Genomic DNA, 24,477 nt, shown 5'->3' on the forward strand with positions numbered 1-24,477 from the left:
GCCACAACCCGTCCGGCCGATCCACCGTGTAGCCCTGCGGCATCTCGGCGAAGTGTTCATACTGCTCACTCATCACTTGCCCTCCTTATGCCTGTCTTCCCACAGCTCAGTGGCACCCGCCACCAAGCTTCTCTCTCGGCCTCGACGTTTTTCCATGACCAGTCGAGCAGTGACAGGTAGCCCCACTGTCCGTCCAACCGCCGCCAGAGACTCGACGGACGTTCCTCCGTGTACGAAGTCATCGCGGTCGTACCTGCCGCCACAAAGAACTCATACTGCTCAGTCATCGACGGCTCTCTTTATTACGCCAGCGAAGGACCGCGGCCACGGGACTGCGCCGGCACGGGATCGATACTGGGCGCCTCGGGATTCTTCCGGGCTGCTTGCGCGGTGGCTTGCGTCGCCAAATGGGCGCGCAGGCCCTGAGACTCGGCCTGCACGGGACCGTCGAGGTCCAGGACCGCCTGCTCCGCCTGCTTCTTCGCTTCTGCCTTTGCCTGGGCCTTGGCGAGGTTTTCGGCCCGGAGTTCGGCCTCTTCCTGGCGGATCAGCGCGACGTGCGCCGGGTTTACGCCCGGCTTGAGCTTGGACCGGATCTTCTGCTGCCCAATCGTCTCCTGCCCGGGAGGAATTCTTACGTTCTTGTACCGCTCGTTCTGCAGCAGGTTTGCAGCGTCCCGGTAGTCCGCCTTGGATACCTTGTCACGCTGGCTGAGCTCGTCGAGCTTCTTGCCACGAGAAATCTCATACAGCTCGTGGTTCTCCATCTTGGCTGTGAAGCTGTCCGGAGTGTGGAACTGAAGCTCGAACTTCTCTTCCGACGCCGTGTGCTGCCACGAGGTGTTGATCCCCTTGTACACAGGGTCTTCCCACGTGTTCTTCTCCGAGTTGGGTATCGGCTCGTACCCGGCTTCCCGAAGTCGCTCGTACGTCCGGTTCACACCCTCGGTGTATGCATCCGGCTCAAACGTCAGCGTGTAACGGTTCAGATCGTTGATCTTCTTAGCCGTCGTCTCGACCGGAACATCATCGTTCTCCCAGTCCGCGGCAGCCTTGCGACGGAATGAATCCGCGTCCTTAAGCGAGTACTCCAGGCCCTCGAGCTTGCTGCCGTGCGTCTGTGCCGTTTCCTGCTGGATGCCTTTCATCATGGCATCCATGTCTTCACGTGCCGTTGCGGCCCGTTGCCATCGCTCCGTGACGACGCGATTCTGCTCCGGACTGAGGGTGTATCCCTCGCCCTGCCATTCCCCCGTGCGCTCGCTCACAGTTCGGTGACCCCCGTGACCCCGAACATCTCCTGCAGCAGTGACTCGGCCTCATCCACGCTCAGCTCGATCAGATGCGGCGGATTGGACTTACGTGCGTCGTAGAAATCGAGGATCGCCTCGGTGGGTCCCCAGAAGCCCTTGGACCCCCGGTAGGACTCGTCGAGCACGCCTTCCGGGCTCTGCCGGCGCCGCACCACCGTGGTGGGTGCCTCACCCTCGCGCCAGTCCTGCTCGTCCACGTATCGCGCCCAGTACCTCACCCACCCCTGCCGGTCCTCCTCCAGCACCACGGCGCGCTCGGCCGTCACCGGGATCAGCGATTCGAGCGCGGGCGGGTACAGGACGCCTGTGTCCTTGACGTTCTGCCACTCCCACTCGACCAGCGACAGGTACTCCCACTGGTCACCGAGCCTCCGCCACAAGCTCGACGGGCGCTCCGCCGTATACAGGTCATCGACCGTCGGCACGGCTTCCACAAAGTATTCGTACGGCTGCTCACTCATCACTTGTTTCTCCTCGCAGGACTCTCGCTGTACCGCTTCTGCTGGATGATCTCAGCCGCGTCCCCATGGGGACTCCTCCATGTTCTCCGGCTGTTCCTCGCCCAAGGGGCGGAGGCGGCTCTCGCGGTACAGATCGCAGAGAAGGCGGTTCTCCGTTGTGACCCGGTAACTGTCGGCCGTGTGGAAGGCGATCTCGAATCGCACCGTGCCGTCCGGCTGCTGCCATACCGCGCGGAAGGCTTCGGGGTATTTATCCCGTGGCCTCCGTGACGCCGAAAATCTCCTGCAGAAGCTGCTCGGCTTCGCCGGTCGTGAGCTCGACAAGGTGCGGGGACGTGGACGACCGGCCGTCGAAGGCGTTGAAGGCCGCCATGGTCGGGCCCCATTTCGACCCGCTGTTGAACGACTCGTCATGGATGTTCTCCGGACTGCGGCGACGCCGGACCACGGTGGACGGCGCACGCCCATCCTCCCAGGCGCGCCTGCTCGAATGGTGAGCCCAGTACTGAACCCAGCCCTGCCTGTCGGCTGCCAGCGCGGCCGCGTGCTCTTCGGAGACTGCGTGCAGCACCTCAGAAGCGGGCGGATTCTGCACATTGGTGGCCTTGACGTCGTGCCACTGCCAGTCCAGGAGGGACAGGTACTCCCATGCGTCGCCAAGGCGCCGCCACAAGCCGTCGGGCCGATCCACCGTGTAGCCCTGTGGCACTTCGGCGAAGTAGTCGTACTGCTCGCTCATCCTTCTTGCTTTCCTTGCTCTCCCTTCCCCCGTTCGGTGCCTCTCGATGTACCACACCCGGCACTGCGCCGGCGCGGACGGCCGTGGTGTTACGCCAATGACGGCCCACGCCCGCGTGACTGGCTCGGCAAGGGGTCGAGGGACGGGCCCTCCATCGACTGCCGGGGCAATTCCGATGCCGCTGACTTCGTGGTCAGCCTGTTCTTCAGGTCTTGTGACTCCGCTCGGAGCGGGCCGTCCATGTCCAACGCGACTGATCGCGCCTCCGCCACGGCCCGGGCAGCGGCCTCCGCGGCATGCGTCGCCTTGAGATCGGCCTCCATCCGGCGGACCTCGGCGACAACTTCCGGCGGAACTCCCGGATTGAGCTTCGCCCGGACCTTCACCTCACCGAGCTCGTCGACGCCGTCGGGGACCCTGACGTTCGCATAGCGCTCGTTCTGCAGCAGGTCCGTCGCCTGGTAGTAGGAGGTCGCACGATTCGGCTGTTCCTTGGTGTTCTTCGCTTCGAAGGAACCACCACGGGCAAGCTCGTACAGTTCGTGATTCTCACTCTTCGCAGCAAAGCTCTCCGGCGTGTGGAACTGGAGCTCGAACCGCTCCTCGCGCTCCTTGTGCTGCCAGGTTGTATTCAGGCCCTTGTAGACGGGGTCCTGCCACGTATTCTGCTCGGACAGCGGTTCGTACCCCTGCTCACGCAGCCGCTCGTACGTCTCCTTCGTGCCCTGGACGTAGCTGTCCGTCTCAAAGGTCAGGGTGTAGCGATTGAGATCGTCGATGCCTGCGCACACGTCCTCCGCATCGGCACCACGTTTCACGGGAACAGCCACTTTGCGGCGCAGTGAGTCCAGGCCCTTGAGGGAGTACTCCAGGCCCTCGAGCTTCCCACCGCGAGCGGCTGACTGCTCCTCCAAGCCCTTCATCGTGTTGTCGAGCTCGCCACGGGCTTCTGCCGCCCGCTCCCAGAACTGTGTGACGGTGCGGTTGTCCTCGGCGCTCAGTTCCAGGTGCTGTTCAGATTTAGCTTCATCGCCCCTCCAGCCCCCGCCTGCCAGGTCGGTCACAGCTCAGTAGCTCCCGTCACGCCACGGAGCTCCTGGAGGAGCCGCTCGGCTTCATCGGGGCTGATCCCGACCAGATGCGGGGGGTTGCTCGTGCGCGCATCGAAGAACTCGAAGATCGCCGTGTCGCGTTCCCACGCGTCGCTTCGCATGAAGGTTTCATCCAGCCGGTCTTCAGGGCTGTTTCGCCTGCGGACCACGGTCGTCGGGCCCTTGCCGGCGCGCCACGTGCGCTCGCTCGTGTAGTAGGCCCAGTAGCGCACCCAGCCCTGGTGGTCGCTTTCCAGCTCCGCAGCCCGCTCCGCGGTGACCGACTGAAGTCCCTCGAATACGGGCGGATACTTGACGTTGGTGTCCTTCACGTTGTGCCAGGACCAGTCGATGAGGGACAGATACTCCCACTCGTCACCGAGCCTCCGCCACAGGCTCGACGGGCGCTCCGCCGTGTACAGATCATCGACCGTCGGAATAGCTTCCACAAAGTATTCGTACGGCTGCTCACTCATCGCTGTTTCCCCTCTGCCAGATCATGGACCGACTTCCCCCTATTTTCCGACCGCTCACAGGTCGATGGCGCACATCACCCCGAACAGCTTCCGCAGCAGTGCATCAGCTTCCTCGGCACTCAGCTCGACCAGATGCGGCCAGTTCGAACTCCGGCCCTCGTGGACATCGAGGATCGTCAGGGTGCGCCCCCAGACACCGCCCCTCTGGAAGGACTCGTCGAGGACACACTCGGGGCTGCGCCGGCGCCGGACGACCGTGCTGGGCGGCTCGCCCTCCCGCCAGTCCTCCTCGTCCACGTATCGCGCCCAGTAGCGCACGAAGACCTGCCGGTCGGCCTCCAGCTCGGCGGCGCGTTGCGGCGATATCGGGTGCAGGTCCTCCACCCGAGGCAGGAGCCAAGCTTCTCTCTCAGCCTTGACGTTTTTCCATGACCAGTCGAGCAGTGACAGGTAGCCCCACTGTCCATCCAACCGCCGCCAAAGACTCGACGGACGTTCCTCCGTGTACGAAGTCATCGCGGTCGTACCTGCCGCCACAAAGAACTCATACTGCTCAGTCATCGACGGCTCTCTTTATTACGCCAGCGAAGGACCGCGGCCACGGGACTGTGCCGGCATGGGATCGATGCTGGGCGCCTCGGGATTCTTCCGGGCTGCTTGCGCGGTGGCTTGCGACGCCAAATGGGCGCGCAGGCCTTGGGACTCGGCCTGCGCGGGACCGTCGAGGTCGAGCTGCGATTGCTCAGCCTGCTTCCGGGCAGCTTCAGCCCGGGCCTTGGCCAGGTTCTCTTCCCGGCGGGCGACCTCTTCTTTGGCAACCCTCTCAATAGCCCATTCGGGGGTGTCCGGTTCCAGCGTATCCCGGATCGCCCGATCGCCGACCCTCTCCTGGCCCGGCGGTATCTCAACGTCCTTGTAGCGCTTATTCTGCAGCAGGTTAGCCGCATTCAGATAGTGCTCGGAGAGTTTTTTGGCAGCCTTCTTATCAGGAGCTTCCTCTTCGCTGATCCTGTCGAAGGTGCCGTTCCGGGATATCTCATACAGTTCATGATTCTCCATCTTCGCCGTGAAGCTGTCCGGAGTATGGAACTGCAGCTCGAACTTCTCTTCGCGCTCAGGGTGCTGCCAGTTGGTGTTGATCCCCTTGTACACCGGATCATCCCAGGTGTTCTTCTCCTTGCCCGGGATCGGCTCGTAGCCCTGCGCGCGAAGCTGACTGTAGGTCTTCTCAACACCTTCCGTGTACTTGTCGGGCTCAAAGGTCAGGGTGTAACGGTGAATGTCGTTGACTGCTCGTACGGCCTTGGCGGCGCTGTCGCCTTCCCGCATGCCATCGGCGGCCTTCCGCCGAAGCGAGTTCACGCCCTTCAGAGAATTCTCAAGGCCTTCGAGCTTGCCACCATGCGATTGGGCCGTTTCCTCCTGAATCCCTTTCAGGATGCCGTCGATCCGTTCCTGGTCGGCAACGGCCCGCTGCCATCGCTCGGTGACGACTTGGTTATCCGCCGCGGACAGGTACCCCTCGCCGAACCATTCCCCCACCTGTTCGGTCACAGTTCAGTAGCTCCCGTTACGCCACGCAGTTCCTGCAGGAGGCCCTCCGCCTCGTCCGGAGTGATTTCGACCAGGTGCGGCGGGCTGGACGGGCGCGGGTCGAAGAAGTCGAAGATCGACCGCGTTGCACCCCACGTATCGCCGACGAGGAACGCCTCGTCGAGGACGTGATCCGGGCTCTGCCGCCGCCTGACCACGGTGGTAGGCGGCTCGCCCTCCTCCCAGTCCTGCAGGTCCGTGTAGCGCGCCCAGTACCGCACCCACCCCTGACGATCGCCTTCCAGGACAGCGGCCCGTTCCGCCGACACCGGGTAGAGGACCTGCGGGCTGGGCGGCGACTGGACATCCGCGTCCCCGACGGTGTGCCATTCCCAGTCGATCAACGACAGGTAATCCCACTGCTCGCCCAGCCGCCGCCAAAGGCTGGACGGCCGCTCCTCCGTATAAGGCGGGGCCGCCTTCACGAAGTATTCGTACTGCTCGCTCATGATGTGCTTCCCTTCTCAGGACCGTTGTTGTACCGCTCGTGCTGGATTACTTTCGCCGCGTCCTCATGGGACTCCGCCATGTTCTCCGGCTGTTCCTCGTCCAAGGGGCGGAGGCGGCTCTCGCGGTACAGATCGTAGAGAAGGCGGTTCTCCGTTGTGACCCGGTAACTGTCGGCCGTGTGGAAGGCGATCTCGAATCGCGCAGGGCCGTCCGGCTGCTGCCATACCGCGCGGAAGGCCTTGTGGACCGGGTCTTCCCAGGTGTTCTGTTCCGAGCCGGGGACGATGGTGTAGCCGCGTTCGTGGAGGAGGGCGTAGGTGTGGCGGACGCCTTCGGTGTAGGTGTTCGGGGCGAAGGTCAGGGTGTAGCGGTTCAGGTCGCGGACCGTGCGGAGGATCTTTTCCAGGGGCACGCGGTCGTCCAGTTGCAGGGCGACCTTGCGGCGGAAGGCCTTCAGGCCCATCAGGCGGTGCGCTTTGCCCTCCAGCTTCGCGCCGTGCGTGTCGTGCAGCGCCTGCTCGACGGCTTCCACCGCGGCGTCCAGGCCCTTGTGGGCCGCTCGCGCCGCCTCCCAGCGGTCCGTCACCGCCTGGTTCTGGTCCGCCGTCAGCTCTACGCGGCGGCCCGGGCCTGGAGAGTCGTCCTTCCAGGCCGCGACCGGCTTCTTCGCCGTCACAGTTCCGTCGCCCCCTTCGCGCCGTGGAGTTCGGTCAGCAGTCGCTCCGCCTCCGCCGCGTCGATCTCCACCAGGTGCGGCGGGTTCGACGGGCGGGCGTCGAAGAAGTCGTAGACGGCCTGCGTCGGGCCCCATTCGTTCCAGGTTTTGAACGCCTCGTCGTAGATGCGCTCGGGGCTGCGCCGGCGGCGGACCACCGACACCGGCCGTTCCCCTGCCCGCCAGTCCTCTTCGTCCACGTACCGCGCCCAGTAGCGGAGCCAGCCCTGGCGGTCCGCCCGGAGTTCCTCCGCGCGGTCGGCCGTCACCTCGTGCAGAACCGCACGCGGGGGCGGCAGCTCCACATGCGTGTCCGCCGCCCGGTGCCACTGCCAGTCCAGCAGCGACAAGTACTCCCACTCCTCGTGCCGCCCGGCCGCGCAACGCCACAGGCTCGACGGGCGCTCCGCCGGATAGCCGTTCGGCGACGTCTTCACGAAGTAGTCGTACTTGGCGTGCTCCAGCCGGCGCCGCTCAGCCGCCGCCTCCGCCATGCGCTGGTGCAGCGCCGCCGCGTCCGTCGGGCGGCCCGGGCGGTCGGGCGAGTGGTCGTCCTCGCACTCGCTGAACATGTAGTGCTGGCGGATGCGCTCGATCGTCGGCCACAGCCACATCTGGTGCCAGTACGCGAGGTCGCTGCCCTCGCGCGACGGGTCCGCGTCCGCTTCCGTGGCCGCGCGCCAGGAGGCGTGCAGCGCGGCCAGCTCTTCGGTGACCCCGCCGTGCAGCGGCCAGCACGGCCAGATGCGCAGGTGCAGTTGCGGGGCGTAGTGCTTGCCCAGCCAGTCCAGCCAGTCGGACAGCTTCCGCCAGTCGTCCTCCGTGGCGCGGAGGGACCACGGCTGGTGCTCGCTTCCGGAAGCGGCGGACGCCGCGGAGGCCGCCGTCGCCGCCTCCACCGCGTGCAGCCGGTCGATGACCTCCGTCACGACCTCCGTGACCTCGGCCTGGTTCGCCTTGGTCCCCGACGCGAAGTTCTTTACCGCCGCCTCGAACTGGGTGCGCCACTCCCGGAGGGTTTCGATCTCCTCCCGGAGGGCCTTCAGTTCTTCCCGCAGTTGTTCTTCCACCACGTGCCCCCTCTCTTACGCGACCGGGTTCTCCACCGGCGGCGGCCCGATCCGCGACGCCCGCGTCGCGTGCTCGGCCGCCCGCAGAGCCGCCCCGTCCCGCCGCTGGTCCCACGGCAGCAGCTCGGCGATGACGCCCGGCGCGCCGCGGAAGAGGAGGAGCGCCCGGCCGTGCGGCAGCTGACGGATCTCCTCGGGGCGCAGGATGCGGCGCTCGCGCTCGACCTCGTTGGTGCCGTAGCCGAAGAGCCGCTGGCTGTCGCGGGAGGTCGAGATCTCCGTGATCTCGGCCTCGCCGACGAGTTCGGAGAAGCGGCGCAGCGCCTCGACGTCCTTCAGGCCGCCCATGACGAGCGTCGCCGCCGCGTTGTCGAGCAGCGTGTCGGCCTCGTGCTGGCCCCACCGGAGCACGGCCTGGGCCAGGGACTGGAGCGCGTAGACGATGTGGATGCCGTAGCCGCGCGCGTCGGAGGCGAGCGACGGCAGCTTCGGCAGCGGGGCGACGTTCGCGACCTCGTCGAGGACGAGGCGCAGGAACGGGTCCAGCCGGCCGGACGGCAGGCGCGGGGCGCGCCGCTTCGCCGCGTCGACGACCTCGCCGAGCAGCATCGTCGTCAGCGGCGAGACGTTCGTCGACGCGTTGGAGTCGCTGATGAGGACGAGGGTGTCGCGGGAGGCGACGAACGCGTCCGGGCTGAAGGTGGGCACGCCCTCCTGCGGGGTGACGCAGCGCAGCACCTTGCGCAGGGCGAGGGGCTCGATCTGGGCGGCGAGGGTCTGCCGGGTCGAGGCGACGGTCTCGTCGGCGCCGGTCGACACGGAGCGCAGCAGGACGTCCCAGCCCGGCTCGGCGTTGGGGTGGTCGGTGAGGATGGCCCGCGGTTCGCTGGCCTTCTCCAGGTTGGTGGCCCAGCGCATGACGTGCTCGATGGTCTTGCCCTCCAGCGCCGCGGCGTGCAGGAGCCGCGTCAGGGCGGAGGACGCCGTCTGCTGGAAGAAGCTGCCGTTGCTGGAGGAGCTGTCGTCCGCGCCCATGCCGACGGAGAACGACAGGGCGCGCGACGTCGCCGTCTCGCCCTCCTGGCAGCCGGCCACCGGGTCCCACACCATCTTGTGCGGCCAGCCCACGGTGTCGAGCGGGTCGAAGACCCACACCCGGCCGAGCCGTGAGCGCGGTTCGGCGATGACGTCGAGGACGTCGGCGCGGGTGGAGGTGACGACGAGCGGGCCGGGGGCGTCGAGGCAGGCGGGGATGACGACGTTGCGGGACTTGCCGCCGCCGGACGGGGCGATGACCGCGACCGAGTCCTCCGGCGTGGCCACCAGCGGCTGTCCGCTGCCGACCTGCGTGCCGAGCATCCAGCCGACCTCGCGGAGCTCCGCGCGGGCGGCGGCCTTGGCGTCGTAGCGACCGTCCTTGTCGGTGAACGACGTCGCGCGCGTCATCTTGGCGGCCGAGCGGGCGCGCTTCTCGCCGAGCATGTGGCGGGCCTCGGTGGCGGAGGCGAGGCCCTCGCCGCCGGCGCCGCGGGTACGGCGGTGCCGGGCCCGTACCGCCAGCACGACCAGGACGATCGGGCCGAGCAGGATGCCGAGCCAGACGGACACGGTGACGAGGGCGGAGGCCGGTTCGATGCCGTCGCCGAGGCCCGCGAGGGGCTTGTGCGCGGCGAGGGCGCCGGCTGTGGCCAGGACGTTCGAGAGGGCCATGTGGTCGGCCGTGGCCCACACCGCCAGGTGCCAGCTGACGACCACGGCGATGAGTACGCCTGCGCCCTTGGCCAGGGCGATCTCGCCCTTGGGTCCGCCGCTCTCGTGCTTGCGTCCCACTTCGCGCGCGCGTGCCACGCCGTGGACCCCCGTCCCTTGCTTGATGTGATCCCTTCAGATCGCTGCGACGTTAACACCTCAGTGCGACAGGTCGGGTGTTCGAGGCGGGAGGTGGGGGCGGGTGCAGCGAAGGTGTTACGGAGCGGGGGACGGGTTCGTCATGACGCGGCGGCCGCGCGGGCCGCGCGGGCCGCGCGCCAGACCGGGCTGTCCACGTAGTGGTTGTCGAAACGCTCCGACGACTCCTTGATCTCCTCGACGCTCGCCTCGCCCCGGGCCACGCGGTCCAGCAGGCGGTAGTAGTCGAAGCGGGCCATGCCCGGCGTGAAGACGACCAGGGCTTCGGCGGAGTGGCCGGCCGCGGGGGCGAACGCGTGGGGCGTGCCCGGCGGTACGGCGAGGAAGTCGTTCTTGTGCAGGGTCAGGACGTCCTCTCCGACCAGTACCTCCAGCGCGCCGTCGAGGACGAGGAAGAACTCCGTGGCCCGGGTGTGGAAGTGGGCCGGGGCGCCGGCGGTGCCCTCGGCGAGCGTGGCGCGGTTGGTGGTGAACGCGCCGCCGGTGGTGTCCGAGTCGGCGAGGAGCGTGATCAGCGAGCCGGGGGCGTCGCTGAGGACGGTGGCCTCGGCGGAACGGACGAGGAGGGGGGCGGCGGGGGCGGCGGGCTTCGGCGTGCTGTTCATGATGATCACCCTAGGCGGGCCGGTGCCCGGTCTTCTGGTCCATTTTTTCGCTGTGATCGTGGGCCACTTGAGGGCGCGGGCCGGGGGCGGGACGGGACCGCTGCCGGGGTGTCCGCCTTTCCCTTTCCCCTCACCTGACGGAGTGAGAAAACCCCGCTTCACCTGCCATCCAGTTTTGCTGAAAATTGTTCACGGACGTGCCATGAACTCCCGGGTATGGAGGTTTACAGATGGAAGGAAAAGTCGCTCTCGTCACCGGGGCGGCAGGCGGGATAGGGGAATCGGTCGTCCGGACGCTTGCCGAAAGGGGGGTCACCGTCGCAGCGGTCGACAAGGACGAGGTCCGGTTGCGGGCCTGCGTCGAGAAATTCACCGCGGACGGCCTGCCCGTGGCGGCGTTTCCCGGGGACGTCACCTCCAGTCCGGACGTGGAGTCCTTCGTCGACGCGGTCGAGCGGGCGCTCGGGCCGGTGGACTACCTGGTCAACGCGGCCGGCGTGCTACGGCTCTCCGAAGCGCGGCGGCTGACCGACGAGGACTGGAAGTTCACCTTCGCCGTCAACACGAGCGGCGTCTTCTTCGTCTCCCGCGCCGTCGTCAACCGCATGGTGCCGCGGGGCAGCGGGGCCGTGGTGACGGTCGCCTCCAACGCGGCCGGTACGGCGCGGGTGGAGATGGCGGCCTATTCGGCGTCGAAGGCGGCCGCCACGATGTTCACCAAGTGCCTCGGGTTGGAGGTCGCCAAATACGGGATCCGGTGCAATCTGGTGGCGCCGGGCTCCACGGAGACGCCGATGCTCAGTGATATGTGGAAGGACGAGGCCGCGGCACGGAAGGCTTCGATCGAAGGGGTCGCCAGTTCCTTCCGGGTGGGAATTCCGCTACGGAAGCTGGCCCGTCCGGAGAACGTCGCCCAGGCGGTGGTGTTCCTCCTCTCGGACGCGGCGTCCCACATCACGATGCACGACCTGACGGTGGACGGGGGTGCGGCGCTGGGTGTCTGACCGTACGCCGGCTGAACCGAGCGCCGTCGCGGGGCGATTCCCACCGCGACGGCGCGCTCGTTTTTTGCGCGGGGGTGCGCTCCGCAGCGGCGCTCAGCCACAACGGCGGAAATCGGCGGTGCCGTACGGCCCAAGGCCGGGACGGCACCGCCGGATACCCGCCGCGGCGGCTGAGCGCCACCGCGGCGGGAAGAAAACGGCTACCCCTCCGCCCCCGGGGTCCGGGCCGTGGCCCTTGCCGGGGCCACGGGAGGTGTGGCGCCCCGCACCACAGAAGGCGCCGTGCGCCGCCGGCGCAGTGCGAGCGCCGAGCCCACCCCGCTCGCCACGAAGGCCGCCGCGGCCAGGAAGAAGGCGAAGGCGTAACCGCTGGACGTCGCCGAGGCGGCGGTCTCCCCGCCCGACCGGAGACCGTTCGCATGGGCCGTCGCCAACGAGACGAGAATGGCCAGGCCGACCGTCGGGCCGACCTCCATCGCCGTGTTGACGACGCCGCCCGCCAGCCCCGCCCGCGCATCCTCGACACCCTCCAGGGCGACGACCGTCGACCCGGAGAACACGCACGCGATCCCCACCGGGAAGACGATCAGCCCGGCCAGCATGGCCCCCGCATAAGGAGTGGACGCGCCCAGCATCCCGATCAGCACCAGCCCGCCCGCCGCGACCACCAGCCCGCCCACCATGACCGTACGCCCGCCGAACCGCCCGATCAGCCGCCCCGCCAGCATCCCCGTCACGACCTGGGCCGCGCTGAACGGCAGGAACGCCGCCGACGTGAGCAGCGGGGACGCGTCCCGCACCTCCTGGAAGTACAGGGACAGCAGGAAGAAGATCGTGGACATGCCCGCCGAGCCGATGAAGACGGCCCACAGCGCCGTCGCCCGGTGCCGCCGCGCCAGGAACCCCAGCGGCACCAGCGGATCCGCCACCCTCAGCTCCACCACCACGAACGCGGCCAGCAGCAGCACCCCGGCCATCACCGGCCCCCACACCACACCCGCGCCCCAGGGCCGCTCGCCCGCCTGCACCAGCCCGTAGCTCATGACGGTCAGCCCGGCGGTGACCAGCACCGCACCGGGCACGTCCAGCTTCACCCGGACCGGATCCGGCCCGGCGGGCAGCACGCGCCGCGCCGCGGCGACCGCGACCAGCGACACCACCACCGGCACCACGAACGCCCACCGCCACGACACCCACGTCGAGACCGTCCCGGACAGCAGCATCCCCGCCGTCGCCCCGAACCCGGCCAGCCCGCCCCACACCGCCAGCGCCCGCGCGTGCCGCGCGTCGTCGGGATAGAGGGAGCGGACGAGGGACATCGCCGCGGGCGCCGCCAGCGCCGCCCCGACACCCTGCACGAACCGGCCCCCGAGCAGGAACGCGAAGCCGGGCCCCAGCCCCGCCGCGGCCGACGCGAGGCCGAAGACCGCGGCCCCGGCCACCAGCGCCCGCCGCCGCCCGAGCAGGTCCCCCAGCCGCCCGCCCAGCATCAGCAGGCCGCTGAACGACAGCCCGTACGCCGCGCTGACCAGCGTCAGCTGCGCACCGGACAACCCGAGGTCGCTCTGGATCGCCGGCAGCGCCGGCGACAACATCGTGATGGCCAGGATCAGGACGACCTGCACGGCCCCCAGCAGGGCGAAACCGCGTCCGGTACGCAGGACAACGGTTCCGGACGACATCGCGACGGATGACATGATTCCTTCTTCCTCAAAGCGGCAGCCGCACCGACTGCGCATGCCGGAACACATCCCTCGGGTCCCACCGCGCCTTCGCCGCCTGCAACCTGCGGTAATTCCCCTTGAAATACAGCTCGTTCCACGCCACCCCGGACCCGTTCCACCGCGCCTCGTTCAGGTCCGCGTCCGCGTAATTGATGAAGCACCCGTCCGTGACGTCACCCGGCCTCGGCACGCCCCCGGACGCCGCGTAGACGTCCTGGTAGAACTCGCGGATCCACGCCAGATGCCGTGCGTCATCGGCCGCGTCCTGCCAGAAGGTCACGTAATGCAGCTTCATGACGGAGTCCCGCTGCGGCACGGCGGTGTCCCCCGCGCCCACCGCGTTCACCCGCCCCCCGTACGCGCTGATCATCACCAGCGACATCGGCCCGGAGAAGTCGCCCCGGCTCAGGTGCCGGTAGAAGGCCTTGAGCTGGTCCTCCGGAAACCCCTTCCGCATGTACGCGGACTTGGCCTTGAACCGCATCGTGGTGTCGGGCGCGGTGAAGCCCGGCCAGGACGTGGTGGCGTGCAGCCAGGGAATCGTCCGCCGGTCGTCCACGCGGTACGCGACCCCCGCGCCCCGCCCGACCTCGGCCAGGAACACGTCCAGCAGCCCGGCCGCACCCGGCACCGACGCGTCGATCTGCGTCGTCATCGAGAACGACCCGGCCGACCGGTGCGCCGGCTTCAGCTGGCTGAACAGGCTCGCGTACGGGGAGCCGGGCGCGCTGTTGCGCTCGCACCACCGCCCGTAGTTCCGCAGGATCGTGCAGAACGCCGCCTCCGTCATCCCCTCCCACGGCCACGAGACCGTGGAGACGAGCAGCTCGGAGGGCGGCTGAGGCAGCAGCGCCCCGGGCTCGGTCCCGCCCGCACCCGGCGAGCGCATCCAGTACCGCGTCACGACCCCCAGCGACCCGCCGCCCGCGCCCGTGTGCGCCCACAACAGCTCGCGCAGCGGATCGTTCTCCTCCCGCGTGGCGAACACCTTCCTGGCGGTCCCGTTCGCGTCGACGACGACGGCCTCGATCCCGTACAGGTGGTCCACGACGAGCCCGTGCAACCGGGACAGCGCGCCGTAGCCGCCACCCACGATGTGCCCGCCCGCGCCCACCGTGGGGCACGTCCCGCCGGGCACCGTGACGCCCCAGCCCTTGTACAGGGTGCGGTAAGCGTCGCCCAGCCGGGCGCCCGGCTCGATGAAGAACGCGCGCCGGGCCGGGTCGTAGCCGACCCCGTCCAGGAAGCTCGTGTCGATGACGAGCCGTACGTCGTCCGAGGTCACGAAGTCCTCGTAGCAGTGCCCTCCGCTGCGCACGGCCGGCTTGCGGCCCGTGTCGACCGCCTCCTGCACGGCCGCGAGCACGTGGTCGGCCGAGCCCACCAGGCGTACGGCGTCGGGCGTGCCGGTCCAGCGGCGGTTGGCGCCCCGGGCGAGGTCGGCGTAGCGCCGGTCGGAGGGGCGGACGGTGAGCGGGCCGAAGACACCCGGAGCACCCGCGCCCGCACCCGTACCTACGCCCCCGTCGGCCGCCGCGCGCCCCAGGGGCCCCGCCAGCACCACCCCGGCGCCCACGGCCGCCGCCCGCGCGACGACCTGCCGCCGCGAGAACCGCCGGGCCCCGCCGTCGCCTATCGCCCCGCTCTCCCCCGTTGCCCTGCTCTCACGCATCGCCGGCATCTCCGGCATCGCCGAGCCCCTGGAGCGCGTGCTGCCGCAGCACCGTCGTCATGGCGTCGAGGGTCGCGGCGAAGTCCGCGTCGAGCTCGTGGAGGTAGACGTTCTCGCGGAGCACGGCCGACGACGGGGCCTCGGTGAGGGTGATGCTGAGGGTGAGCGTGAGGTTGCCGTGCTCGTCCTCGCCCATCTGGTTGGTGATCACGGCGATATCGGAGGAGTCCGCGTGCCGGAAGGTGATGCGGCCGGCCGCCTCGTCCGGAGTGACGCGCTGGACGAGCAGCCGCGCACCGCGCCGGGCCTCGCGCAGGAAACCGTCCTCGTAGCGCTCCAGGATCCGGCAGTCGGTGATCGCCGGTACGTAGCCGACGGGATGTTCCGCCTTGTGCAGCAGTACGCGCCACAACCGCTCGCGCGTGGTGCACGGCGCGTCGGCAGGGTCATCGACTTTACGGGTCCACGAGAGCGTAATCATGTCTGGAAGTCTTCGCCGCATTCCCCGGCCCGGTCGAAGCTCTTTCCCTTACTCCGTCAGGTGCCGCACCTGACGAAGTCAAACGCATATGCGGCCGCCCCGCCCCGATTCCCCTGATGCTTGGGGAAGTTGAGACACCACTCGGAACGGGTCCGCACAGGGGAGACGCGATGTCCAAGCGATTCGCAGGCAAGGTTGTCCTGGTCACCGGGGGCGGAGAGGGCATCGGACGGGCCGCCGCCTTCGCTTTCGCACGCGAGGGGGCCGACGTCGTGGTCGCCGGCCGGCACCCGGAAATGCTGCACGACACCGTTGAGGAGATCAAGGCCCTGGGCGGCAGCGCCAGTTGCGGAATCGCCGATGTGACCCGGCACGGCAAAAACGGTGAGGCGTCCGACGCCGAAGCCGTCGTGGCCGCCGTCGTCGAGCGGCACGGCCGCATCGACGTCGCTTTCAACAACGTCACCGAACTCGGCCCCAACCAGCCCGTGGCGGAGATCTGCGAGAGCGTGTGGGGCGAGACCCTGGCCGCCAACCTGACCGGCGTCTGGCTTTCCATGAAGCACGAGATCGCCCACATGGAAGCCAACGGCGGCGGCGTGATCGTGAATACGGCCAGCAACATCGGCAGCCAGGGCATGCTGCCGGGCCTCGGCGCGTACGCGGCGTCGAAGGCGGCGGTGAGCACGCTCACGCAGACCGCCGCCCGCGAATACATCGACAAGGGCATCCGCATCAACGCCATCAGCCCCTGCCCGCTGGGCCGCGGCGCGAAGGTCGAGGAGATCGCCGACACCGTGCTGTGGCTGGCCTCCGACGAGGCGTCCTACGTCGTCGGCCACGACCTGGTCCTGGACCGCAAGACCGCCGTCTGACCGCCGTCCGACGGTCGTCCGACGGCTCCGAAGCCCCCGCGTCACCGAAAGGACTGCGAGAGACGACATGGCCAACATCCTTATCGCCGGCGCCGGGATCGGCGGTCTCGCGGCCGCCCTGTCCGTCGCCCGGCAGGGGCACCGGGCGACCGTGCTGGAGCGCAGCGACGTCTTCGGCGAGGTCGGGGCCGGCATCCAGCTCGGACCGAACGCCTTCCACGCCCTCGACAGCCTCGGCGTCGGTGCCGCGGTCCGCGCGCGGGCCGTGCTGATCGACGAACTGCAGTTCATGGACGGCACGACCGGCGAGCGGATCGCCCGCATGCCGCTGACCGGCGCCTACCGGGAGCGCTTCGGCAATCCGTACGCCGTCGTGCACCGCGGCGACCTCTACCAGGCGCTCCTCGACGCCTGCCGCGCACACCCCGCCGTCACGCTTCTCGGCGGCCATTACGTCGTGCGCTACGAGCAGGACGCGACGGGCGTCACCGCCGTCACGTGCACGGGGCGCTCCTTCCGCGGCGACGTGCTGGTCGGTGCCGACGGGATCCGCTCGGCCGTACGCCGCCAGCTCGTCGGCGACGGCGACCCGCGCGTGTCGGGCCACACCATCTACCGCTCGGTGATCCCCATGGACCAGGTGCCGCGGGAGCTGCGCTGGAACAGCGTCACGCTGTGGGCCGGGCCCAAGTGGCACTTCGTGCACTACCCCATCGCCGGCGGCAAGTGCCTGAACCTGGCGGCGACCCGCGACGACGCCGCCTCGGAGCCGGTGGCGGGGCTGCCGGTGCCCGCCGAGGCGGTCGTCTCGGAGTTCCCGGAGCTGGGGCACGCCGCGCGGCGGCTGCTGGAGCTCGGCAAGGGCTGGCGGGCGTGGGTGCTGTGCGACCGCGACCCGGTGGCGGGCTGGACGGACGGCCGGGTGACGCTGCTGGGCGACGCCGCGCACCCCATGCTCCAGTACGCGGCGCAGGGCGCGTGCATGGCGCTGGAGGACGCGGTGCTGCTCGGCGAGCTGCTACGGGGCGCGGAGCCGGACGAACCGGCCCTGGAGCGGCGGCTGGAGAAGTACAACGCGGCGCGGAGCGAGCGCACGGCGCGGACGCAGCTGGTGGCGCGCGAGATGGGCAGGCAGCTGTACCACCCGGAGGGGGAGGCGGCCCGGGCCCGTAACCGGATGCTGTGCTCCCTCACGGCGGACGAGCTGTACGACAAGGTGGCGTGGCTGCACGCGGGGGTGCGCTGAGTACGCCGGCATGGAGCGGTCCCTACGCACACGGACGCCCCCGGGATGGCCGGGGGCGTCCGTGGTGCGGGGGCGGGCTGCCGTCAGTGGCCGTGCCCGTGGTGCCAGCCGCCGTGATCGTCGTCATCGTCGTGATCGTCGTGTCCGCCGCGGTGGTCGTCACCGTGGTGGTGGTGACGACCGTGGTGGTGGCGACCGCCCTCGTGGTCGCTGTGGTTCCAGGAGCCGTTGCCCGAGATGATCGGGATCTCGTCCAGGATGTGCGACAGCGGGTCGTCCCCGTCGTTGATCGTGGAGTTCTCGGTGCAGGACTGCTGCTGCTGCGAGGACAGGATCGGGATGTCCTGGAGGCCGATGTTGAGCAGGCCGATCAGGGACTGGGCGCCGAGCTTGCCGATGCCGATGCACGGCTTGTTCAGCGAGCCGTTGATCAGGCCCATCTGCGGGCTCATGTAGCCGCCCGTCCAGGTGTTTCCGTACATCTGGCCCGCGCCGTTGGCGTTCGCAACGTCCTGGCGGTCACCGACGGCCATCGCGGGGGTCGCCGACACGCCGGCCGCGGAAGCCACGAGTGCGGTCGTGGCCACTACTTTCTTGATCACGCTTGGTTCCTCGTTCTGGCTCGACGATTACGGGATCTCTGAGCTCTCTGAGCCCTCTGCCTAACTCGGGAAATTCCGGGAGGTTATTACCGGATACGGCCCTTCACTCATTCGGCCCAGGAACCGGACTTGACCGCCCGGGGCCGGGCGCCACCCGGCATCCGGCGCCGGGGAAATGAATGGGAAATCCCCCTGCCGCGGGGCCCGCACACCCGCCGCAGGGGGAATTTCCGTCCGACTGCTGCGATGCTCAGTGACCGCCGAAGCCGTTGTGGCCGAAGCCGTTGTGCTCGCCGAAGCCGCCGTGGTGGCCGCCGTGGTGGTGGCCGCCCTCGGTCTTGTTGCCGGAGCCGTTGCCCGAGATGATCGGGATCTCCGAGAGGATGTGCGACAGCGGGTCGTCCCCGTCGCTGATCGTGGAGTTGTCGGTGCACTGCTGCTGCTGCTGCGACGTGAGGATCGGCACGTCCTGGATGCCGATGTTGATGAGCGCCAGCACGGACTGCAGGCCGAGCTTGCCGATGCCGATGCACGGCTTGTTCAGCGTGCCCTGGATCAGGCTCATCTGCGGGCTTTCCTTGCCGCCGGTGTGCGTGTTGCCGTAACCGGTCTTCGCGGCGTTGCCGTTCGCGACGTCCTGGTCGTTTCCGATGGCCATCGCCGGGCCGGCCATGGTGCCGACCGCGGACGCCGTCAGGGCTGCCGTGGCAATTACCTTGTTGAGCACGTCCTAAGCCTTTCGATCGTGTAGCGCCCCCACTGGGAAAGCGTTCTGAATAACTCCGCCTCTATACGGAAGTTCCGGCCTTTCACTCATTCGAGCCAGTGGGATCGCGGCGTGTAGGACTGGCCGATAAATGTAAATAGGCAGGGCAGTGAGAGGGAAATGAGCAGCGTCAGGGGGTGGCGCCGGCGGTTCGGGCGGCGGCCGCCCGCGCCATCGCCTCGTACAAAGCGCCCTCGGTCTGCACGCCCAGCAGGACCGGTCCGCCGGCGATCCGGAAGAGGGGGGCGCCCGTGACGCCGTGGTGCCGCAGCCGGTGCAACTCGCCGCGGAGCTCCTCCGCTTCGGGCGAGGTCCGCGCCAGCACGTCCGGTCCGTACGGGGTGAGGTCCACGCCGCACTCCTCGGCCACGTCCCGCAGCACCTCTTCGGCGGCGATGTGCTCGCCCTCGGCGAAGTGCGCACGGAACAGCCGTTCGACCACGGCCTCGGCGCGGCCCTGCTCGGCGGCGCGGGCGATCAGCAGGTGGGCGCGGAAGGTGCCGGTGGCGACGGCCCGGTCGTAGCGGAGGTCCAGCCCGTCGCGGGCGGCCTGCCAGGTGAACAGCTCGGTCTGCTGTGCGGCGTACGGGCCGAGCGCGCGTTCCAGGAAGGGCATGAGGGGCTGCGGGCTGTCGGAGGCGGCCGGGGCGATCTCGTACGGGCGGAAGGTGATCGCGACGGCGGTGCCGCGGGCGCGGAGGCGGTCCGCGGCGCGGACGAGGCGGGTGTAGCCGATGTAGGAGTGGACGCAGATGACGTCCAGCACCATGTCCGCCTTGACCATCCGGATCCCCCTCCGCGTCGCCGCCGGGCCGCCGGGCCGCCGGACCTGCGGGGCGCCGGGCTGCTTGCCGGGCGGCTGGCCAGCCAGGACGGAACGTAAGACATGGCTTGGGGGGCGTCAAGCAGGAATGTCAAGGAATGAGTGGCGATGCGCGCCTCGCGGGGTGACGGATTCGCGGCGCTTCCGTGCCCCATGTCGCCCGCCTCTATGGCCACTTGGCCACCACGCGACCATTCTGACCACGACAATGTATGTATTGCGTGTCGGTGATGTCGCGGTCGGCCGCTGCGAGCCCGCCGGGGGTCTTTTCTGCGGCATGATCTCCACTCCCCCTGGCATGTGCGGCGGCGGCCCGGCACGTCCACTTGCTTGCAGGCGCGGCCAGTTGGGAGCGGTGGGAAGGCGGGCTGCCAGCTGACCGGGCGTCAAGCAGGAGCGCCTGGGGGGCGACAGGTTCACGACAAACGGCAGGAGAGACCCATGGGCAGCACCCCTCAGGCGCGCCGGAGCGACACCCGGGAGCGCATCCAGAAAACGGCCCTGGACCTCTTCGTCTCGCGTGGTTACGAGAAGACGTCGCTACGGGAGATCGCCGAGGCGCTCGGCGTCACGAAGGCGGCGCTGTACTACCACTTCAAGACGAAGGAGGACATCCTCAGCGCGCTCTCCAAGGACCTGGGGAGGCCGGTCGACGAACTCATCGCGTGGGCGGAGGAACAACCGCCCACGATGGAGACGAAGCGGGAGCTGTTGCGGCGGTACAGCGCCGCGCTCGCCTCGGCGATGCCGATCTACCACATCCTCCAGGAGAACCAGGCGACGCTGCGCGACCTCGCGGTCGGGCGGGAGCTCAGCGACCGGGTGACCGCGATCTCGCGGCTCATGCACGCGGGTGACCTGGAGTTCGGCTGCCGCATGCGGGTCGCGAGCGCGGTGCTCACGGTCCACTTCGGCGCGTTCGTGCCGGACGCGGGCGCGTCCGGCACGGCGGAGCAGCGCCGCGAGGCGCTCCTGGACGTGGCCCTGGACGTCCTCGCAGCCGCCGCGGCCCCCACGGCCTGACCCGGCCCGGCCCGCGTACCCGCGCCGGGCCGGTGCGGCCCTGTTCTCCGCCGAACGGCAGAACAAACCCGCCGCCACGGCGCGCAACCCCACCCACGCCCCGGCGGTGCCGCCCCGCCCCCAGGCCGCACGGCACCGCCGAACACCACCGCCGTGGCTTATCACCGCCGCGGCGGAAGAAGGGTGCCGGCCCCGCACCGGGGGGACCGCCCGGCGGCAGCACGGGGACGGCCGGCGCCGGGAGCCCTTGCGGTGCCCAACCGCCCCCAGGCCGCACGGCACCGCCGAACACCACCGCCGTGGCTTATCACCGCCGCGGCGGAAGAAAGTGCCCGGACCCCAGCCCCCTTGCCGGGCACGGCACACCGGACCACCGAATCAACCCCGCCGCCACGGCGCGCAACCACCCACCCGCGCCCCCGGCGGTGCCCGACCGCCCTCAAGCCGTACGGCACCGCCGAACACCACCGCCGTGGCTTATCACCGCCGCGGCGGAAGTAAGGCGCCCCGCACCGAGACCCGCCCCCCGCCGGAGGCGCCCCGCGCCGGAAAGCCCGTACCCCCCGCCGGAGGCGCTACGCGCCGACCGGCACCGGTTCCAGCGTCGCCAGCGCGAGCGCCCTCGCTCCGCGCCCCGGGGCCATGTCCAGGCGGGCCAGGACCGCGGGGACGGCGATGGAGGGCATGAGGTGCTCGTAGAGCACGATCGCGCGCCGTTCGAGATCCGCCCGGTCGGAGACCGACTGCGACAGCGCGTTGATCCCCCCGAACGCCCCCACGAGCAGCTCCGCGACCTCCGCCGGCACCACGTCCGGTAACACTTCCCCCCGGTCCTTGCCCTCCGCCAGCAGCTGGGTGTGGAGCTCGATCCACCCGGTGAACGGCCCGCTCCGGTGCAGGAGCGCCGCCGACCCGTGCTCCATCGTCAGCCGCACGCTCCCCCGCAGCACGGGATCGACGAGCAGCTGGTGCGCGAAGACCATGCCGAGGTCGACGAGCCGCTGCATCCGGCACCCGCCGGGCAGGTCCAGGAGAGCCGACGTCGCCTCGGCCTGCGCGTCGATGACGGCGAGCGCGAGGTCCTCTTTCGAGGGGAAATGGAAGTACAGCGCACCCTTGGTGACCTCCGCCCGCGCGAGGATCTCGTTGATCGTGGCGGCGTCGTAGCCCCGTTCGTCGAACACCACCGCGGCCGCCTCCAGGATGGTCTGTCGAGTCCTGATCGCACGGTCCTGCTTGGCCACGGCACGCCTCCGAATCGATGGGCCCGCTCACCGCCTCCGCGGCGGTGGAGGGCTGGGCATCCAGCGGCCGCAGCCGGTACCGGGCGCGCCCGCGGCGTCGAGCGTATGCAGCACACCCGCGTCAAGGGAGGAGAGCGAACCAGCCAACGTGTATCTATGGGATATCTATGGGAGCGATGAGTCTCACCGGAGCCGCCTTCTTCGCCGCGCTGGCCGCGGCGACGGCGTGCGCCGTGCTGGCCACCCTCCTCCTCTGGTCGAGGGTCCCCGGCCCGGCCCCCGCCCGCTGGCTCGCGCGCGTGCTGCTGATCGGGCTGTGCCAGGTGACGGCCATCTGCGTGGTGGCCGCGTGGATCAACACCAGCTACGGGCTGTACGCCTCGTGGGACGACCTGCTGGGCCGCGCCGGCGGCAGCGGCCCGGTGGCGATGCCGGGCCCGCCGCCCGACCGCGCCCGCTTCCTGCGCGGGGACGCGGGGATACAGCAGACGTACGTACGGGGCCCCCGTTCGGCCCTGTCCGGTCAGGTGATGGTGTGGACGCCACCGCAGTACGACGAGCCGCGCTACCGCCGCACGCCGTTCCCCGTGGTGATCCTGCTGCACGGCATCCCCGGTTCGCCGCAGTCCTGGCTGGACCAGGGCCACATGCCGGCGGCCTTCAAGAAGCTGCTGCGGACGGGGGCGACCCACCCGTTCATCCTGGCCGTGCCGGTGATCAACCCCGGCGGCCTGGACACGGACTGCGCCGACATCCCCGGCCACAAGATCGCCACCTGGCTCTCGGCGGACGTCCCGGAGGTGATCCGGCAGCACTTCCGTACGGGGAAGGGCCCGCGCTCGTGGGGCCTGCTGGGCATCTCCACCGGCGGCTACTGCGCCGCCAAGCTGCCCTTGCAGTACCCGCGGGTCTTCGGCGCGGGCGCGGCCCTCGACCCCGACCCGCTCAACGGCGAGCAGGGCGCCCTGACCGATCCGGTCCTGCGGGAGCACAACAGCCCCACGTGGCTGGTGTCGCACACGAAGCCGCCGGCCGAGCCCGGCGTCGGGCTGTTCCTGGCGACGTCGCGGCAGGACCGCTCCAGCCCGCCGTCCCTCATCGAACACTTCGAGGAGGCCGCGGCCGGCAGCGGCGTCCGGCTGCGGACGATGCTGGCACCGGCGGGCGGCCACAACTACCACACGTGGATCTCGATGTACCCGGCCGCGTTCGCCTGGCTGAGCGAGGAGCTGGAGGGGCCGGGAGGGCAGGTGCCGGGCGCTCGGCCGCCGGGGATCACCGCGGACGCCGAAGCCCCGGACGCCGAAGCTCCGGAAGAACAGCCTGAGGAGCCCCAGCCCTAATTGCTGACGTCCTGCGGGAACGTCATCTGCTTGCCCATCCACTCCAGCGTCGGCCCGATCTCCCGCCGCCACGTCGTGAAGTTATGGCTCCCCGACGGAAGAATGATCTTCGCTGCCGTCATCGGTTCCTTGACGGCCTTGAGGAATTTCTCCGTCTCCTTGTAGTTCTTCTCGCCTTCCTTGCTGCTGGTGACGAGCACCGAAACGCGCGGCACGGGCAAATGCTCCAGCCGCCAGAGCAGATCGTGCTCGCGCTTGTTCTTCTCGCCCGTCTCTCCGTCACCGAAGAGATTTCCCGTGGTCAGATCATTCTTGATCTTGTAGTCGGCGGAGAGGGCGCCCGCCACCGGATACGTACCGGGCTGGCGCATCGCGAGTTCGAGCGCGCACGTGCCGCCCGAGGAGTAGCCCATGACGCCCCAGGCGCTGGCCTCGTGGCCGACGCGGTAGGCGCTCTTGATCGCCTCGGGCAGGTCCTTGGTGAAGTAGGTCTCCGACTGCGGTCCCCCCGGCACGTCCACGCACTCCGTGTCGCGGGGCGGGGCTATGGTCGGCCGCACCATCACGATCACCGTCGGCTGCATCTTGCGCTCGCCGATCAGGTCGCTCGCCGTCTTCGGCACCTTCAGGAAGTGGGCGAGGTTGGTGATCCCGCCGGGGTAGCCGCTGACGGCGACGATGACGGGGAAGCGCTGGCGCTTGTACTGCTCCTGGTAGTACTGCGGCGGGAGGTAGACGAACGCGGGCTCCATGACCCCGGCCCGGCGGGCGACCAGGCGCACCGACTCCAGCGTGCCGACCTTGTCCTTCGGCCCCTGCGGGATGTCGCTCTTGTCGATGCCCTCCGTGCCGGTGTTCCGTACGAGGCCGCCCTTGCCCGCGTCGACCGGCGCGGCGTTCGCGCCGCCGTTCTCGGTGAGCTGGGTGACCTCGCCCGGCGACTTGTCGTACTTGCCGATCAGCTCGCCCCACGAGCCGTAGAAACTATTGGCGGAATTCACCGCGAGCAGCACCGAGGACATGATCGTCAGCTGGGTGACGACGATGGCGCCGAGCCGGCCGAGCACGGGCAGCACGCCGCGCCCGGAAAGCCGCGGCCAGAGCCAGAGCGTGAGACCCACACACACCACGGCGACGAACACCACCGTGTAGAAGAGTGACCTGCTGGTCAGGCCCATGCGCCCCTCAACTCCCTGCCCCCGCGGTGGGTACTCATGTTCGGTAGAGCGATACTCACCGATGAAGAGGCCGGA

Annotated in this window: 25 protein-coding genes; 5 read left to right on the forward strand and 20 right to left on the reverse strand. The window is 69.5% G+C overall.

Annotated features, from left to right (window positions below; all coding sequences use genetic code 11):
* Positions 1–302 precede the first annotated feature (302 nt).
* The 12 genes from PS271_RS13370 to PS271_RS13425 all read right to left on the reverse strand — a co-directional run bounded on the left by PS271_RS13370 (position 303) and on the right by PS271_RS13425 (position 10,421).
* On the reverse strand, positions 303–1,268 hold the full coding sequence (locus PS271_RS13370; RefSeq protein ID WP_398382121.1) for a hypothetical protein: 966 nt from the start codon (positions 1,266–1,268) through the stop codon (positions 303–305).
* Entirely contained in the window at positions 1,265–1,774 is a 510-nt protein-coding gene (locus PS271_RS13375; RefSeq protein WP_398382122.1) for a hypothetical protein, read from the reverse strand. Before PS271_RS13375 ends, PS271_RS13370 begins: the two co-directional genes overlap by 4 nt.
* Positions 1,775–2,024: 250 nt before the next feature.
* Positions 2,025–2,513 carry a hypothetical protein gene (locus PS271_RS13380; RefSeq protein WP_398382123.1) on the reverse strand — a complete coding sequence of 163 codons (489 nt, stop codon included), beginning with the start codon at positions 2,511–2,513 and terminating at the stop codon, positions 2,025–2,027.
* Between the two features lie 89 nt (positions 2,514–2,602).
* Positions 2,603–3,577 carry a hypothetical protein gene (locus PS271_RS13385; protein ID WP_398382124.1) on the reverse strand — a complete coding sequence of 325 codons (975 nt, stop codon included), beginning with the start codon at positions 3,575–3,577 and terminating at the stop codon, positions 2,603–2,605.
* A complete protein-coding gene (locus PS271_RS13390; protein ID WP_398382125.1) occupies positions 3,574–4,080 on the reverse strand; it encodes a hypothetical protein in 507 nt (168 codons plus the stop codon). The genes PS271_RS13385 and PS271_RS13390 overlap by 4 nt, the downstream gene beginning before the upstream one ends.
* 54 nt (positions 4,081–4,134) lie before the next feature.
* Positions 4,135–4,464, reverse strand: coding sequence for a hypothetical protein (locus PS271_RS13395; protein WP_398382126.1), 330 nt, complete (start codon positions 4,462–4,464; stop codon positions 4,135–4,137).
* Between the two features lie 192 nt (positions 4,465–4,656).
* A complete protein-coding gene (locus PS271_RS13400) occupies positions 4,657–5,634 on the reverse strand; it encodes a hypothetical protein (RefSeq protein WP_398382127.1) in 978 nt (325 codons plus the stop codon).
* Positions 5,631–6,122, reverse strand: a complete 492-nt coding sequence (locus PS271_RS13405) for a hypothetical protein (RefSeq protein ID WP_398382128.1) — start codon at positions 6,120–6,122, stop codon at positions 5,631–5,633. The genes PS271_RS13400 and PS271_RS13405 overlap by 4 nt, the downstream gene beginning before the upstream one ends.
* Positions 6,119–6,799 (reverse strand): hypothetical protein, encoded by a 681-nt coding sequence (locus PS271_RS13410; RefSeq protein WP_398382129.1) that lies wholly within the window; start codon positions 6,797–6,799, stop codon positions 6,119–6,121. The genes PS271_RS13405 and PS271_RS13410 overlap by 4 nt, the downstream gene beginning before the upstream one ends.
* Positions 6,796–7,911, reverse strand: a complete 1,116-nt coding sequence (locus PS271_RS13415; protein WP_398382130.1) for a hypothetical protein — start codon at positions 7,909–7,911, stop codon at positions 6,796–6,798. Before PS271_RS13415 ends, PS271_RS13410 begins: the two co-directional genes overlap by 4 nt.
* Positions 7,912–7,923: 12 nt before the next feature.
* Complete coding sequence (locus PS271_RS13420) at positions 7,924–9,756, reverse strand: type IV secretory system conjugative DNA transfer family protein (protein ID WP_398382131.1); 1,833 nt, start codon at positions 9,754–9,756, stop codon at positions 7,924–7,926.
* A 140-nt stretch (positions 9,757–9,896) separates the two neighbouring features.
* Positions 9,897–10,421 (reverse strand): cupin domain-containing protein, encoded by a 525-nt coding sequence (locus tag PS271_RS13425; RefSeq protein ID WP_398382132.1) that lies wholly within the window; start codon positions 10,419–10,421, stop codon positions 9,897–9,899.
* Between the two features lie 230 nt (positions 10,422–10,651).
* Here PS271_RS13425 and PS271_RS13430 point away from each other — a divergent pair, with 230 nt between their 5' ends.
* The gene (locus tag PS271_RS13430) at positions 10,652–11,425 is read left to right on the forward strand and encodes a 2,3-dihydro-2,3-dihydroxybenzoate dehydrogenase (RefSeq protein WP_398382133.1); all 774 of its coding nucleotides are present in this window, start codon (positions 10,652–10,654) and stop codon (positions 11,423–11,425) included.
* A gap of 200 nt (positions 11,426–11,625) precedes the next feature.
* On the opposite strand, the gene PS271_RS13435 is transcribed toward PS271_RS13430, so the two are convergent.
* From PS271_RS13435 to PS271_RS13445, 3 genes are read right to left on the reverse strand one after another with little or no spacing between them, the layout of a single operon-like run.
* The gene (locus PS271_RS13435; protein WP_398382134.1) at positions 11,626–13,122 is read right to left on the reverse strand and encodes an MFS transporter; all 1,497 of its coding nucleotides are present in this window, start codon (positions 13,120–13,122) and stop codon (positions 11,626–11,628) included.
* Positions 13,123–13,135: 13 nt separating this feature from the next.
* Positions 13,136–14,839, reverse strand: coding sequence for an FAD-binding oxidoreductase (locus tag PS271_RS13440; RefSeq protein ID WP_398382135.1), 1,704 nt, complete (start codon positions 14,837–14,839; stop codon positions 13,136–13,138).
* Positions 14,814–15,302, reverse strand: a complete 489-nt coding sequence (locus PS271_RS13445) for an AtaL-like protein (protein ID WP_398382136.1) — start codon at positions 15,300–15,302, stop codon at positions 14,814–14,816. Before PS271_RS13445 ends, PS271_RS13440 begins: the two co-directional genes overlap by 26 nt.
* A 170-nt stretch (positions 15,303–15,472) precedes the next feature.
* On the opposite strand from PS271_RS13445, the gene PS271_RS13450 reads away from it, so the two are divergent.
* Positions 15,473–16,177 carry an SDR family NAD(P)-dependent oxidoreductase gene (locus PS271_RS13450; protein ID WP_398382137.1) on the forward strand — a complete coding sequence of 235 codons (705 nt, stop codon included), beginning with the start codon at positions 15,473–15,475 and terminating at the stop codon, positions 16,175–16,177.
* Between the two features lie 67 nt (positions 16,178–16,244).
* Entirely contained in the window at positions 16,245–17,423 is a 1,179-nt protein-coding gene (locus PS271_RS13455; RefSeq protein WP_398382138.1) for a 3-hydroxybenzoate 6-monooxygenase, read from the forward strand.
* 83 nt (positions 17,424–17,506) lie between these two features.
* Here PS271_RS13455 and PS271_RS13460 read toward each other — a convergent pair whose 3' ends face one another.
* From PS271_RS13460 to PS271_RS13470, 3 genes are all read right to left on the reverse strand, one after another.
* On the reverse strand, positions 17,507–18,025 hold the full coding sequence (locus PS271_RS13460; protein ID WP_398382139.1) for a rodlin: 519 nt from the start codon (positions 18,023–18,025) through the stop codon (positions 17,507–17,509).
* Between the two features lie 250 nt (positions 18,026–18,275).
* A complete protein-coding gene (locus PS271_RS13465) occupies positions 18,276–18,752 on the reverse strand; it encodes a rodlin (RefSeq protein WP_398382140.1) in 477 nt (158 codons plus the stop codon).
* Positions 18,753–18,921: 169 nt separating this feature from the next.
* On the reverse strand, positions 18,922–19,575 hold the full coding sequence (locus tag PS271_RS13470) for a DsbA family oxidoreductase (protein ID WP_398382141.1): 654 nt from the start codon (positions 19,573–19,575) through the stop codon (positions 18,922–18,924).
* A gap of 480 nt (positions 19,576–20,055) precedes the next feature.
* On the opposite strand from PS271_RS13470, the gene PS271_RS13475 reads away from it, so the two are divergent.
* The gene (locus PS271_RS13475; protein WP_398382142.1) at positions 20,056–20,637 is read left to right on the forward strand and encodes a TetR/AcrR family transcriptional regulator; all 582 of its coding nucleotides are present in this window, start codon (positions 20,056–20,058) and stop codon (positions 20,635–20,637) included.
* Positions 20,638–21,212: 575 nt separating this feature from the next.
* On the opposite strand, the gene PS271_RS13480 is transcribed toward PS271_RS13475, so the two are convergent.
* Positions 21,213–21,881: a ScbR family autoregulator-binding transcription factor gene (locus PS271_RS13480; RefSeq protein ID WP_398382143.1), complete on the reverse strand. Its 669-nt coding sequence runs from the start codon at positions 21,879–21,881 to the stop codon at positions 21,213–21,215.
* A gap of 176 nt (positions 21,882–22,057) precedes the next feature.
* On the opposite strand from PS271_RS13480, the gene PS271_RS13485 reads away from it, so the two are divergent.
* A complete protein-coding gene (locus PS271_RS13485; protein ID WP_398382144.1) occupies positions 22,058–23,224 on the forward strand; it encodes an alpha/beta hydrolase in 1,167 nt (388 codons plus the stop codon).
* Here PS271_RS13485 and PS271_RS13490 read toward each other — a convergent pair.
* On the reverse strand, positions 23,221–24,402 hold the full coding sequence (locus tag PS271_RS13490) for an alpha/beta hydrolase (protein ID WP_398382145.1): 1,182 nt from the start codon (positions 24,400–24,402) through the stop codon (positions 23,221–23,223). The genes PS271_RS13485 and PS271_RS13490 overlap by 4 nt on opposite strands.
* Positions 24,403–24,477 lie beyond the last annotated feature (75 nt).

It is taken from the genome of Streptomyces sp. SCA2-17 (assembly GCF_044336695.1).